The sequence below is a fragment of the Actinomadura mexicana genome (assembly GCF_900188105.1).
Classification (GTDB): domain Bacteria; phylum Actinomycetota; class Actinomycetes; order Streptosporangiales; family Streptosporangiaceae; genus Spirillospora; species Spirillospora mexicana.
Genome location: NZ_FZNP01000001.1, coordinates 282,766 through 296,819 on the forward strand (window position 1 = coordinate 282,766; position 14,054 = coordinate 296,819).

Here is a 14,054-nt window from a genome sequence, read left to right on the forward strand (position 1 = left end):
GGATGAGTACGACACTCACGGAGAGCGGTACGGGGGCGGCTCCCCAGAGCAAGCGCCAGATCTACATCGTGATGAGCGGGCTGATGATCGGGATGCTGCTCGCCATGCTGGACAACATGGTGGTGGGCACCGCGATGCCCACGATCGTCGGCGAACTGGGCGGGTTGGCGCATCTGTCCTGGGTGGTCACCGCCTACACGCTCGCCACCGCCGCAGCGACGCCGATCTGGGGCAAGCTCGGTGACATCTACGGCCGCAAGGGCATGTTCATGGCCGCCATCGTGCTGTTCCTGGCCGGATCGGCACTGGCCGGCATGGCGCACAGCATGATGCAGCTGATCGCCTTTCGCGGTGTCCAGGGACTGGGCGCCGGGGGGCTGATGGTCGGGGCGATGGCCATCATCGGCGACCTGGTGCCGCCCCGCGAGCGCGGGCGCTATCAGGGGCTGATGGCCGCGGTCATGCCGCTGGCGTTCATCGGGGGTCCGCTGCTGGGCGGCCTGGTCACCGACCACCTCAGCTGGCGGTGGGCCTTCTACGTCAACCTGCCGCTGGGCGCCCTCGCCCTGGTGGTCACCGCGCTGACCATGCACCTTCCCAAGCGTCCCCGCAGCACCTCCCGCATCGACTATGCCGGTGCAGTCCTGCTGACCGGCGGGATCGTCTGCCTGTCGCTGATGACCAGCTGGGGCGGTCTGGAGTACGCCTGGACCTCCGCCACGATCATCGGCCTGGGCGCCGGCGCCGCCGTCCTGCTGACCCTGTTCGTGCTGTGGGAGCTGCGTGTCGAGTCCCCGATCCTGCCGATGAGCCTGTTCCGCAGCCGTAACTTCACTCTGGCCTCGGTGCTGGGCTTCCTGGTCGGCTTCGCGATGTTCGGTGCGGTGACCTTCCTGCCGCAGTTCCAGCAGCTGGTGCAGGGCGCCTCGGCCACCAACAGCGGCCTGCTCCTGCTGCCGTTGATGATGGGCATGCTCGTCACCACCATGGCCGTCGGACAGCTGGTGACCCGAACCGGGCGCTACCGCGTCTATCCCATCGTGGGCGGGGTGTTCATGACCGCGGGCATGCTGCTGCTGGCCCAGCTCACGGTGGGCTCCACCCGGCTGACCACCGGGCTGTTCATGCTCGTGCTGGGTGCCGGCATGGGGTTCCTGATGCAGAACACGATGCTCATCGCGCAGAACAGCGTGGAGATGAAGGACATCGGCGCGGCCAGCGGCGCGGCCACCCTGTTCCGGACGATCGGCGGCTCGCTCGGCGTGTCGATCCTCGGCGCGATCTACAGCAGCCACCTGACCGGTGCGCTGACCGACCGGCTCGGCGAGCGGGCAGGCGAGTCGATCTCCGGCAGCGGCGGCCAGCTCACTCCGGCGCTGCTCAAGCGGATGCCGGTCAACGTGCGCGACGCCGTGGAGCACGCGGTCACCTCAGGTGTCCACAACGTCTTCCTCTGGGCGGCCGCGTTCACGCTGCTGGCCATCGTCGCCGCCTGGTTCATCCGCGAAACCCCGCTGCGTGGCGGCGCCTCCGAACAGCCCGCCCCCGAGGATCGCGCACTCACCGAACCCGTCACGGTCTGACCCGTCTCAGCAGCCCCAGGGGCCGTCCTCAACGAGAGGACGGCCCCTGTCTGGTTGCGGGGCGTGGGGTCGCCGCTCAGTTGGGCGGCGGCGTCATGGGTGTCCCACAGCCTCACGGCGATCAACACAAGGTCGGACGGCCCCACCTCCGCGATGGCGGGCACCGCCGACGCGGCGCTCCATCACTGCGATCCGCAGCGCGATGCTCTGGCTCGTCGCGCGCTGGGCTCGCCCTACTCGGCGGCCGCTCGTCTGGGCAGCTTCCAGCCGGGGCGGGGGAAGTGACACGTGTAGCCGTTCGGGTACTTCTGCAGATAGTCCTGGTGCTCGGGCTCGGCCTTCCAGAAGTCGGTCGCGGCGGTCACCTCGGTGACCACCTTGCCCGGCCACAGGCCCGAGGCGTCGACGTCCGCGATGGTGTCCTCGGCGATCTGCCGCTGCTCGTCCGAGGTGTAGAAGATCGCGGAACGGTAGCTCGTGCCGACATCGTTGCCCTGGCGGTTCAGTGTCGTCGGGTCGTGGATCTGGAAGAAGAACTCCAGCAGGGCCCGGAAGTCCGTCTGGTCGGGGTCGTAGAGGACCTCGATCGTCTCGGCGTGGGACCCGTGGTGGCGGTAGGTCGCGTTGGGGACGTCGCCGCCGCTGTACCCGACACTTGTGGAAACCACTCCGGGCTGGCGACGGAACAGGTCCTCCATGCCCCAGAAACAACCGCCCGCGAGCAGTGCTCTCTCGATTGCCATGTTCTTCCCCTCTCGTACTCTCTGCAGTGCGGACGATCCGGCAGGACGAAGAGCGGGTCCGCTGTTCAGAGAATGATCACGCGTCCCGGGTCGTGTGCGTGTTCCACTCGCCGGGTCGATAGACGCGCACCGCCGCTTCCTCGGGGCTCGCATCCCCCAACCCCTCCAACTAGCGATACTCCACCCGGATTCCCGGCAACCCGGCATTCGGCGATGACCCGAAGGCCGCACCGTCGACTCGGCCGAGTTCGCTGCGGGTCAGGGACACTGCACCGCCCAGGACCGGGACACCACCGGACCCTCCGGGATGACGATGTGCGGCAGCGCCCCCGCAGCGCCGAATCGTCCACGGCGCGCAGTATGTTCTCCGCCTCATCAAGCCGGCGCAGATCGATCAGGGCGGCGGCGAGGACGAGCAGCGGCTGGACGTGGCGCGCGTTCCGGGAACCACCCGTCTGCCGGCGCACCGCTCGCCACAGCACCTCAAGGTCCTCTCCTACATGCCCGCCGGTCATCGAGTGCCGGGTCGCCGGGGCGCGTTCAACGGTTGGCGGCGAGCACTGCCGCGAGGCCCTCTTGCAGATCTTTGACGAAGTACTCGGGAACCTCCAGCGAAGGGAAATGTCCCCCGCTTTCGGGGGACCTCCATCGGACGATCCGTCGGTACCGCTCCTGCGCCCAGGGGCGCGGACACTTCTCGATGTCGCGGGGGTACACACTGATTGCCGACGGGACTTCGACCCGAAGTGCGGGATCGAGCGAGTTGTGGCTCTCGTAGTAGATGCGGGCCGCCGATGCGCCGGTCCGCGTCAGCCAATAGAGGGTGACGTCGTCGAGAATTCTGTCTCTGGAAATCGTCTCGAACGGGCTGTCTTCGGTGTCTGACCACTCGGCGAACTTGTCAAGGATCCAGGCGAGAAGCCCGACCGGTGAGTCGACGAGCGAGTAGCCGATGGTCTGCGGTCGGGTCGCCTGCTGCTTCGCGTACGCCGCGCGGTGGCGCCAGAAATCCCGGGTTTCCTCGGTCCACCTGCGCTCGACCGCCGTCAGCCCGTCTGTTGTCAGCCCAGGCGGTGCCTGCGCGGTCGTTGTGTGGATGCCGAGAACATGCTCCGGGAACCTGCCGCCGAGGACCGTGGTGATCGGACCTCCCCAGTCGCCCCCGTGGGCTACGAACTTGCGGTAGCCGAGCCTCCCCATCAGTTCCACCCATGCGGACGCGATCTTTTCGATTCCCCACCCGGTGGTGGCCGGCTTGTCGCTGTAGCCAAAGCCTGGTAGCGACGGGACCACGACGTGGAACGCCGGCGCGTCTGCGTCTTTCGGATCTGCCAGCTCGTCCACTACATCGGTGAACTCAGCAACGCTGCCCGGCCAGCCGTGCGTCAAGATCAGCGGAGTGGCCTCTGCGCGCGAGGATCGGCGGTGCAGGAAATGGATTCCCAGACCATCGATGGTCGTGCGGAACTGGCCGATACGGTCAAGGCGCTCTTCGAACGACCGCCAGTTGTACCCGGTGCGCCAGTAGTCCACGACATCGGCGAGGTCGGCGAGAGGAACGCCCTGTTCCCATCGGCGGGGGCCGGGCGCGGCGCGATGGACCGTCTCGGCCTCCGGTAGCCGCGCCGCGGCTAGTCGCGCGCGCAGATCGTCGAGGTCAGCGTCCGTTGCGTGGGCCTCGAATGCTTGGACGTCGCTGGTCGGACGCGGCATGAGACCTCCTGGCCATCGCGGAACCGGCTAAGACGGTTCTAGCATGGCGTCGTGTCAGCGTGCAACCGGCTAAGGTGGTTCCATGCGCGCTGGGTTCCCTGACTTTCGCCTCGGCAACGTGCTGGCGACCAGCTTCACGGCGACTCTGACGGAGCGTCACGGCAACGCTGTGGAGCGCATTCCCACGCCGCACCGGCTCGTCGACTGGCTGGAAGTGAACGGCCTCGCTGTGGACTCCTGCACCACTGCCCAGCTCGACCTCGCTCGGTCACTGAGGGAGTCGATCGACGTCGCCGCGACAGCGGCCGCGCTCCAGGACGCTCTTCCCGCATCTGCTGTCCAAGTCATCAACGGCTGCAGCGCTGAGGGCCGGGCGGCTGCGATCCTGACGCCCGAGGGTAAGCGGCAATGGCGGCTCAGCTCGGCTTCCCGCGTGGAAGATGCCCTCGGCGTGATCGCCGCCGATGCGATCAGCATCATCGCGGGCGAACGAGACGGAAAATTGGCCTTGTGCGCGTCACCGACCTGCCAGGCCGCCTTCTTCGACACCAGCCAAAGTCGCACCCGTAAATGGTGTGACATGAACACGTGCGGGAATCGTCAGAAGAAGGCGCGCTTCAATGCCAAGCAGCGCCGCCTTCCATCGTGAAGGCCCTGACGCCTTCTCGGCTCGCTGACACGCCGAGCAGCGCCTTACCCCCGCGACCACGCTCATGGGGAAGGGCCACCTTTGCCAGTGGCCGGTGACACTAGGCCGTGCGCTCAGTCGAGGCCCGCGTAGACCCACTGGAAGGTGGAGCGACAGGCCAAGGAGTCGGTGCGCCGCGCGGTGAGCAGGATGAACCGGGTCCCAGCCGGTGGTTTGCCGGTGACTTCCTGGTCTTCACTCCCCGCTGCGATCGTGCCGTGCGCGATGGGCTTGTTGTCGGCCAGCAGCGACCAGTCCACCGCGGTCGAGCAGTCCCGCGCCTCTTCCTCGATGAACATCACCGCCTTCAGGCGGAACCAGCCTCGAAAATCTGTGCGGTCGTCAATGTCTTCCCGTTTGAACCGCGTCTGGATGACACCTGCCGCGGGGATGCTCCATGTGAAGCCGGTCGGCGGGCAGGGCGCTTGTCACGAGGACCAAGAGCACGCATCCCGTCCCGGGCGAGCCCCCGGATGCGACACCGCAGTGGTAATGATCACTACGCCCGGACACGTGCCCTCCCGAGGTCCTGCCTGCCTTTCATTCTGACTGACACGGCCGGTGGCGAAAGAGCCAGCTTTTCAAATGCGCTGTTGCTCCGGGTGGCTTGGGCTTCTCCCCCGGACCGCGGCGTCAGCGACGGGGCAGGTGCCGTGCCGGTCGGCTGATCAGTCGTGCAGGGGGATGTGGGTCGAGCCGGTCTGGGTGAGCTTCTGGACGGTGTAGGCCTCCTGGCGGGCGGGGCGGGTCGAGTCGGTGAACTGGAACACCGCGCGCCGGCGCACCACCTCCGTGCGCAGGTCGGCCGGGTTCACCAGCTCGACGCGCTGCGCCTCCGGGCCCCAGGCGAAGCGCACACATTCGACGTAGGTGTGGCCACCGGTCGTCTGCCTGCGCAGGAGCGCGTAGGCCGCCTCGGTCGCGGGGATCACCGGATCCTCGACGATGGTGATGTCGAGCCGTGCCACAGCCGGCTTCACCGGGCCCGAGACGACGTGCAGGACGAGCCGCAGCCGCTCGCCGGGGCTGAGCGGGCCGTTCCGCTTCTGGATCGCCGCCAGCGAGAGCTCGTGCAGCTTTCCGGGGTCGAGCCTTAGCGGCCCGCCCGGGGCGTTCGGGTCCACCAGGTCGCGTGGGGTCTGGTCCAGGTCGACCTTCTGGAGCGTCAGCGTGACGTTCGGGCTTCCCGGGGGCGGTTCGTCCCAGTCGAAGCGCATGGCCAGCGTTCCGTCCGGATTGCACTCCCGCCGCTCGGCGGAGAGAGTGACGGTGCGCTGCGGGCTGCTGCCCGCCGGTTGCTGGGGGAACTGCACCGGGACGCAGGCGTGGGCGGAAGGCGAGGCGAGCCGCCGGTTGTACTCGGGATCCTCGAAGTGGACGTAGCGCGGGACGAGGGGCAGGTGGGGCACGCTCGGGTCCGCCACCCGGAGCGGGAATCGCAGCACATGGCCGTAACCGTCGCGATAGGGCGCCGCGCCGGGCTGGTGGGGCGCGAACTGCGCCCTGACGCGCGCGTGGATCGTCGCGCCGGGCGGCATGCCGGCGATCAGCTCGCGGGCCCGGTCGGCGCGGGTCTTCGCGTCGCCGGGGAGCCCGAACCGGCGGATCGCGAGCTTCGCCGTCTCTACCGTGTCGACCTCCGGCCCCGGCAGGGGCACGCCGACCGCACCGAGCTGGGCCCGCAGGGCCGGTGTCAGCACCAGCGTCGGGGTGGTGATGTCCTCCAGCGTCGTGACCCGCCCGGCGCCCACGAGTTCCAGGGCCAGGGCCCAATCGAGGATGCCGGTCTCCGGCGTCTCCGGTTTCTGCCCGCCGAGCAGCGTGATGCCGCCGTCGATCCGGTAGACGAAGGTCAGGACTCCGTCCCAGCCCAGGTCCAGCGTGTGGCGCTCGACTGCGGCCAGTTGCAGCCGCAGGCGCTGGGCGGTCTGGCGGTAGGTCGGATTCTCCGGGGGGTCCTCGAAGCCGGCGCGGAAGGCCTCGTCGGCGGGGGACGGCGTGACCAGAGCCAGCTTCTCGGGGTCGAAATGGCTCGCCCAGGTGCGCAGCGCGACTCCTTGCCGGCCGTCGGCGTTGGCCGGCAGCGGTACTGGACGCGGGGCACGGTGCTCTACCGGGAGCCCGCCGGAAAGCATGGCCAGGCCGCGCGGGCGCGGATGCTCCCCGGCCACGGTGACGCCGCTCTGCCGCAGGACGTGGTTGCGCAGCGTTACGAACACGCCGGCACGCGCGCCGCTCACCAGGTAGTGCAGTTCGCCGGGAAGGACCGGCTGCCAGCGCTCCAGGGCCGGCGCCTCTGGGCTCTCCGGCCGCCGGTCGTCCGGCTCGGGGAGGTCGGGCTGATCGAACAACGGCGCAGTCAGCGCGGGAAGCGGCGGGTCGGGCGGCGCGGGGAGCAGGCTGCGTACGGCCGGCGCGCGGAAGCGTCGTGGCAGGCCGCCGGTCGGGCGGTCGGTGTGCAGCGCCGAGCGGAACTGCACCGCACGTTGGACCGTCTGCCACCAGAGCGTCTGGCCCGCCGCGCCTGGCGCTGCCATGCCGATGACGCCCTGCCGCCCCTTGGTGTAGTGCACGCTGACGCGCAGCGCGCTGAGACCCCAGGGCCACGCCGGCAGGTCCTCGCGCACCGGGCGCTGGGTGAGGTAGAGCGGCTGCACCCCGACCGTCTGTGGCGGCGCGAGTTCGAAGTCGCGGGTGCTCTCGGGGATCGCCGCGATGTTGCACTGGCCCTCGCGGTAGCGCAGACCGGAGAGTGCCGGACGGATGCCGAACAGCCGCCTCGCCAGGGGTGAGGCGCTCGTCACCCGGACCAGGGCGAAGGCGTAGCCAGTGGTCAGGGCAGCCTCTCCCAGGTTGTCCGGACGGGTGTTGTCGCTGATGATTCGATAGCGCAGCACCGCGATCGGCGACTCCGGCGCCAGGAGACGCTGGGACTGCACGGCCCAGCCCTGCGCCTGGGCGCGCAGGTGGCTCTCATCGGCAAGCTCGGGGTTGCCGGGCTGCACGCTCCACATGCGGCTCGCCACGGGCTGCAGCTGCGCGGTGCTGGGTGCCAGGCAGAGCAACTCGGCGAGCAGCAGCCGGGGTCGCAGGGGCGACGGACCACCCGCCGGCACCGTCGGAGCCGGCCGCCATCGGAGCCCCAGGTACGGGCTGACCACGATGTTCAGCGGGCGGGGGTTGTCGGCCCCATCGAGCGCGAGCGGTGCGGGGATGAGGGTCGCCGCGGGATAGCGGCGGGGGCCTTGGCCGGCGGCGGGAGGCTGGCCGAGCAGCCCGCTGCTCGCGATGAGCGCGGCGGCCAGGGTCCAGCCGTACGGCGGTTTGCCGGTCGGCGCCAGAGTGTTCACGGCCTGGGTCAGCAGCAGCCCGTCCTCGCGCCAGACAGGGTCGGCGTACGGCGAGGGTTCTGCCGGCGCCGGCCGGTCGTCCGGCCGGGGCGGGTAGAAGGGGCGGCGCGGGTCGAATGCCTGGCGCAGGGCAACCGGACGGCTGAGCCGGGCCGGCGTCTCGGGCAGGGCCGCGAGGACGCTCTGCAGCAGGTCCTCCTGCGGCTCGGGGAGCGGATTCTGGGCGCGGAACCAGCTCTCCTCAAGGGCCAGCGGGTCGAGCCGAGCGAAGCTGCGGCCGACCACGGTGTCCAGGCCGGCGAAGGTGACGGCCAGCGGGGCGCTGTCGGCCCAGCCGCAGAGGGCGAGGGCCAGGGAGGGCAGGGCTGTGGCGGGGGCCGCGGCGCGCAGGCGGGCGATGAGCAGCAGCGGGTCGGTCTGCAGCGGGCCGGGCTGCCCGGCCGCCGGCTGGGCCAGGTCGCGGGTCGTGTCCTGCAGCCGGCCCAGGAAGGGCATGGTCAGCAGCAGCCAGCGCGGGTCGGTCGGGTCGCTGGGCGCGTAGTCCGCCGGGCTGCTGAGCAGGGCGCCCTGACTGCCGGTCGGGAGGAACTGCAGCGTGGTGGTCGCGCTTTCCGCGGCGGGCACGAGCTTGACCAGGTGGTGGGCGCTCGCCTCGACGAGCAGCGTGTCCGGGGGCAGTGCGTCGAGCGCCGCCCCCGAGTCGGCCAGCAGCGCCGACAGGCCGGCGCCCAGGTAGCCGGCGCTCACGCTGCCGAGCGGGCTGACGCCCTCGACGGGGTCGGTGGTCTTGAGGGCGGCCATGGCACGCAGGAACTGCGCGGCGCGCTGCGGTGCGAGCAGGCGCACCTCCTGCACGGCCGTCCAGCGGGCCTCGCGGCCGAGGGTCCCGCCGCTCCCGTCGGCCGCCGGGGTCACCTCGGCGAGCTGGTGCTCGACCAGGGCCAGGGTCTGCCAGCTCCGGCCCTGGGCGAAGGTGAACAGCAGCGGGCCCTCGGCACCGGTGAGAGTGGAGCCGGGCAGCTCGTGCTGGTTCAGCAGCACCCTGATCGTGTGGCGCAGATGGTTCAGGGGCGGGGACCCTGCGGCGCGGGCCGCCGGCAGGGTGATGCGCGCGTTGCCCGCGTCGTAGGTGAGCTGCTGCGGCCAGGAGATCAGGTTGGTCGCGGTCAGCATCCCGTTGAGCAGGAAGCCCTCCTGCCAGTCCGAGCCCTGCAGGCGCGAGGTGTAGCCCACCACGACGTCGCCGGCCGAGGAGCCGTACAGCTCGGCGGCTTCGGCGCTCTGGCCGGGACCGCGGTCGTGCAGCGAGCGGCCCCAGTGGGCTACGAGCAGAGCCTCCACGAAGGCGCCGGTCAGGGTCAGTTTCGGCAGGTCGTCCGGCCGGGCGGTGGCGCGGAACGTCACCGTGGCGAAGCCGGGGGCGGCGCGTTCGCCGAGGCCGGGCGTCTGGGCATCGGCCAGGCGCATGCCCGGCAGGAACTGGAGGCCTCCGGGCTGCGGAGCGCTGTAGCCGTTCCAGCCGAACTGCAGCGTCGTGTCGTCGGCCAGGGCCGCGGGCGAACCGTCGGGCAGGGTGACGGCGAGGGTGAGGTCGCCGAAGAGGCTGGCGGTGTCGAGCGTGAAACGATCCGTCCCCTTCGCCATCAGGTCGAAGGTCAGCGCGGCCGCGACGGCCTCCCCTCTGGACGCGGTGGGCGCCGTCGCCGGACCCGAGCCGAAGCGGACGGACACCTCCTCGGCGGTGAGGGCACGGCTGTAGACGGCGACCATGCGGTAGGTGCCCAGCCAGGCCCGGCCGCCCGTGATCTCGTCGCCGAGTGCCAGTTCGAACTGGTCGTTCCAGGCGGCCAGGCTCCCGCCCACCTCGTGCTCGGCCTTGAGCTGCCCGTTGATGTAGATCCGGGTTCGGCCGTCGGCGGAGCGGGTGAAGGCCAGGTGGGTCAGGGCGGCGCCGAGCGAGCCGGCCGGTGTGGCCAGGTCAGGGGCGCCCTCGTCGCTCGTGCTGTCGGTGTGCAGCCACACGTCCGCGAAGGACGAATCGAGCAGGCCCTTGCGCTGCTGGAGGGTCACGTTCCGGTGCCCGCCGTCGGAGGAGACGGTGAGGATGTCGAACTGCCCGGCCGTCAGCACGCCGGTGACGGGCTTCACCCACGCCTCGATGCTGATCTCGTTGCTCGCCTTCACCGCGGCGTTCAGCTTCGCGGCGGGAGCGCCCGAGCGTATGAGCGTCGCCTTGGTGAGGGTCAGGCCGTTGGGGCTCCAGTTCATGCCCTGGGTCGCGGTCGCGGTGAGGTGCAGCGGCTCACCGATGCCGGAGGAGTCGTGGACGGTGGCGCCGCCGCCCTCGTCGAAGCGGTAGAGGGCCTGCAGACCCGTCGGCGGCCTGCCGATCCGTACGGCGACGGTGAGGTTCAGGGTGTGCTCGCCGCCGGCCGTGTCGAGGCCGAGGGCGACCCGCTGCGGCACGATCGGGGCCGGGCCGGTCGCGCCGGGCAGGGTGAAGGGCGGCGTCGCGGGGTCGGGGAAGCTGATCGGCGGCAGTCCGACCGCCCACTCCACCCGGAACAGGTGGAAGTGCAGCCGGACCTGCTCGATGCTCAGGCCGGCGCCCCCGGGTGCCAGGGCGATGCGGCCGACCCGCAGGCGCGGGGCGTCGCCGGCTTCGCCGGCGGAGACGGCCAGGGGCCACTCCAGGACGTTGCCGTCGATGCCGATGGCGCTCAGGCTCAGCGCGGTACCGCCGCCGGAGAAGGTCAGCCGCGCGCAGTTGCTCAGATCGGTCTGCTCGCCGTCGGAGCCGGCCACCGGAAGCTGCAACCGCCCGATCACCTCGACCGTGGCCACGCCGTCGCCGGCGAGGACCACGCGGTCGAGCACCATCGGGAAGAAGCGCAGGCCGAACAGGTCGAGGCCGGGCGGGGGCGCGTCAGGGTCGTCGTCGAGCGGGCGCAGGCGCCACTCGTACGCGGTGCGGTGCTCGTAGTCGCTGCTGCGCGCCTCGGGGTCGTTGGCGTCGAGATCGAGCTCGACGGCCTCGGGTGAGCGGGCGGAGGCCTTGCTGAAAGTGGAGCCCTGCGCCGGCAGGTCGCGGAACCAGAGCCGCCAGGTCCCCGTGGCGTGGCCGAGGGTGAGCGGCAGGCGGGTGGTGGTCAGCTGCACATCGCCCGCCGTGGGATGGCTCAGCGGGGTCCTGATCAGGTTGGACGTGGGCAGGCTCGCGCCGCGCACCAGGCCGCGCTGGTCGGCGTAGCCGTCGTCGCCGACCATGCGGGCGGCCATGCTTCCGGCCGTCAACCGGTACTGGACCGAGTCCGTAGGCGCGTCCGCGGGCAGGCGGCGCAAGCCCCCCGCCCCGTCGGCGAAACCGCCGTCGATCCCGGGTAGGGCCGCCTCGCGCGTCAGGCTCAAGGGGGCGCTCGGGGCGGGGTCGGCGTTGTCCAGGCGGAGCTCGCCGGGATAGCCGTCGAGGGCGAGCGTGGCGCGGACCCGCCAGGCGTGGATCGAGGCCAGGTGGCGGAGCACGGTCTGGCCGTCCTGCCGCGCGAAGGCGGCCACGCCGTCGGCGGCGGCGAGGCCGGCGCGCTCGGCGAGGCGCCGCCAGTGGGCGGCGTAGTCCGCGCGGGTGAGCGGACGCGGCGGCTCGGGCCGCGCCGTGTCGGGCAGCGGCGAGCTCTCGCGAGGGTCTTTGGGGATCTTGGGAAGCTGGGCCAGAGCCTGGATCTCGTCCGTGTAGGGCAGGTCGTAGCGGTACTGGACGGGCAGGCCGAGCCCGGAGTCGCTCTGCGGCGGGTCGCCGTCGGGGCGCGGGTCGAGCACCAGGCCGGGCAGTGATAGCGCCGCAAGGGGGAGGTCGTACAGCTTCTCCTCATCCGTACCGAGCCATTCGCGGGCGGGCGAGAGGCCGCCGCCGCAACGCGGCCAGCCCGAGGCGCCCTCCGCCGTGAAGCGCCAGCCGTCCGGCAGGTCCATGCCGTCCTGGCGGGTCACCGGTAGCTCGAACGGTACGAGCTGCCGGCCGGCGATCGGCACGTTGGGAGGGCTGACGCTCTGGGTGAGCGCGAGGGCCTGCACCATCGGCAGGGTCGGGTGGCGCCGCCAGACGAGGGGCAGTGCGGCGCCGATCGCGTCGGGGGGCAGGACGCCACCGTCCACCAGGGCCCGCAGCAGCGCCGGGTCGATGCCGTACTGGAAGGCCCAGGCGCCGAGGCCGGCCGAGGGGGCGGGCTTGCTCCGCCACGCGAAAGTGATCGCCTCGAAGGCGAGCCGCACGAGGGGCGGGAACAGCTCGCGCCCGGTGACGGTGTGCAGAGGGACGGTCGCCAGGCCGCCGATCCAGTCGTCGAAGCCGGGCAGGGCGTCGGCCGCGGTGGGCGCCTCGGTGCTCAGCCAGAACAGGCCGTTGAGCGCCACCTCGGGCGCGTCCAGCGCCAGCTCGGCCGACTGGAGCTGGTATCCCCCGCCGACCGGGCCGAGCACCCAGGTGGCGGTCATGCGCTGGGCCGCGGCGAGGGTGAGGCTCCAGGGCTGCTCGCCGGGGGCCTGGCCGAGCCCTGCCGGATCGTCGTTGCCGAAGCTGACGGCGCCGCGCAGCAGGTTGCCGGGCGCCGGGGCGGGCTCGTCCCGGGCCACGTCCGCGTCGAGGTAGATCTGCTCGGACAGGTTGGGCAGCGGGAGCTGGGCCCAGCCGTCGTCCAGCGGCGTGAACCCCCACAGCACGGCCGGGGTGACGGGCCGGGCAGCACCCGGTTCCGGCCGGCTCCAGGACGGTTCGGGCACGTGCAGCGTGGTGCGGAGCCTGCGCGCGGCCTCGTTCGGGTCGAAGGCGAGTGTGGTGGCGGCGAGGGTGACCCGCTCGCTCCAGCCGGAGTTGTCGCGGTCGGCCTGGTAGCCGAGCGTGCCGGTGGAGCCGGCGGGCGGACCGCCGGCCGCCAGCTCCACCCGCAGCTTCGTGCCGTCGGCGGCCACGCGCGCTCTGGCCGGGGTGATCCGGGCGAGCGTGTCCGGCTGGGCGGTCGGGTCGTAGGGGCCGCGGTCGCTCAGAAGCACGCCGAACTCGTCGCCCGCGAAGCTGACCGGCCGCGTGCCGGGCTGCTCCTGCCAGGGCGCGATCTCCCAGAAGAGGCGCGGGATGGCGAGCGGGTTGGCGAGCTCCAGGGTGGCCCACTCCGGTGCGGGCAGCGGCTCGGCCAGGCCGTTCAGCGGGTTGTTCGGGTTGAGGTAGCGGTTGAGGCGCCGCCAGGAGTCGATGATCGCCGCCCGCTCGCCCTCCGTCAGCCGCTCGGCCTCGATCGTCATCCGGAAGCCGCGCACCTTGGTCCCCGCCGTCGGCTCCGGGTCGGGGACGACCCGGGCGAGCTGGAACACGGCGGTGACCGGCGCGGTGTCCCACAGCGGGCGGACCTGGCCGAAGGCCGAGAGGCCGCCTGCGTGGACGGCGAGGGCGCCGAGCAGGCGGGCCGGGCCGGTGCGCTGCGTGATCGCCGCCGGCCCGATCCCCAGCGCGGTGTACAGCTTCTGAGCGGCGTTGGCCTGGGCCGTCATCGGGTCGAGGACGATCTCGCCGCCAAGGCAGGTGAAGGTGGGCAGCTTGCCGCCGACGCCCTTGGTCCAGCCGTCGGCCGGGGCCTGCAGGAGCAGCAGGCTGGCGGTGCCGGCGCTGATCGCGGCCCGGATCGCCTGCGGCGGGAGCTTGCCGTCGGGCTTGTTGCCGCTGCGCTTCCACACGTACTGGGGCGTACTGCCGTTGGTGGGGCTGATCGTGACGCTGGTGACGTAGACCAGTGCCAGCAGGGAGCCGGGCAGCAGCACGTTGTTCTCGCCGGCGGCCTGGCGCGGCGTCGTGTCCACGAACATGGTGCGGAACGCGAAGTTGGTGGCCGGGTCGGCCAGCCGGATCACCTCGGCCTCGGCCGCCCAGAAGGGGCCCGCTATCTTCAGCTTCGGCAGCTCGGGGAGTTTCGCCATCTGCTGCTCCTGG

The 14,054-nt window shown here is 71.6% G+C and carries 6 protein-coding genes; 2 read left to right on the forward strand and 4 right to left on the reverse strand.

What is annotated here, in order from left to right; all coding sequences use genetic code 11:
- Positions 1–2 precede the first annotated feature (2 nt).
- A complete protein-coding gene (locus CHC11_RS01235; protein WP_089309682.1) occupies positions 3–1,583 on the forward strand; it encodes an MDR family MFS transporter in 1,581 nt (526 codons plus the stop codon).
- Positions 1,584–1,816: 233 nt separating this feature from the next.
- Here the strand turns inward: CHC11_RS01235 and msrA are convergent, their stop codons facing one another.
- Positions 1,817–2,326 carry a peptide-methionine (S)-S-oxide reductase MsrA gene (msrA, locus tag CHC11_RS01240; RefSeq protein WP_089309683.1) on the reverse strand — a complete coding sequence of 170 codons (510 nt, stop codon included), beginning with the start codon at positions 2,324–2,326 and terminating at the stop codon, positions 1,817–1,819.
- A 540-nt stretch (positions 2,327–2,866) separates the two neighbouring features.
- Positions 2,867–4,039: an epoxide hydrolase family protein gene (locus tag CHC11_RS01245; protein ID WP_089309684.1), complete on the reverse strand. Its 1,173-nt coding sequence runs from the start codon at positions 4,037–4,039 to the stop codon at positions 2,867–2,869.
- A gap of 82 nt (positions 4,040–4,121) precedes the next feature.
- On the opposite strand from CHC11_RS01245, the gene CHC11_RS01250 reads away from it, so the two are divergent.
- On the forward strand, positions 4,122–4,688 hold the full coding sequence (locus CHC11_RS01250) for a CGNR zinc finger domain-containing protein (protein ID WP_089309685.1): 567 nt from the start codon (positions 4,122–4,124) through the stop codon (positions 4,686–4,688).
- Between the two features lie 113 nt (positions 4,689–4,801).
- Here the strand turns inward: CHC11_RS01250 and CHC11_RS01255 are convergent, their stop codons facing one another.
- Together CHC11_RS01255 and CHC11_RS01260 are read right to left on the reverse strand one after the other, a co-directional pair.
- Complete coding sequence (locus CHC11_RS01255; RefSeq protein ID WP_089309686.1) at positions 4,802–5,026, reverse strand: hypothetical protein; 225 nt, start codon at positions 5,024–5,026, stop codon at positions 4,802–4,804.
- A 369-nt stretch (positions 5,027–5,395) separates the two neighbouring features.
- Entirely contained in the window at positions 5,396–14,041 is an 8,646-nt protein-coding gene (locus CHC11_RS01260) for a LamG domain-containing protein (RefSeq protein WP_089309687.1), read from the reverse strand.
- Positions 14,042–14,054: the final 13 nt, after the last annotated feature.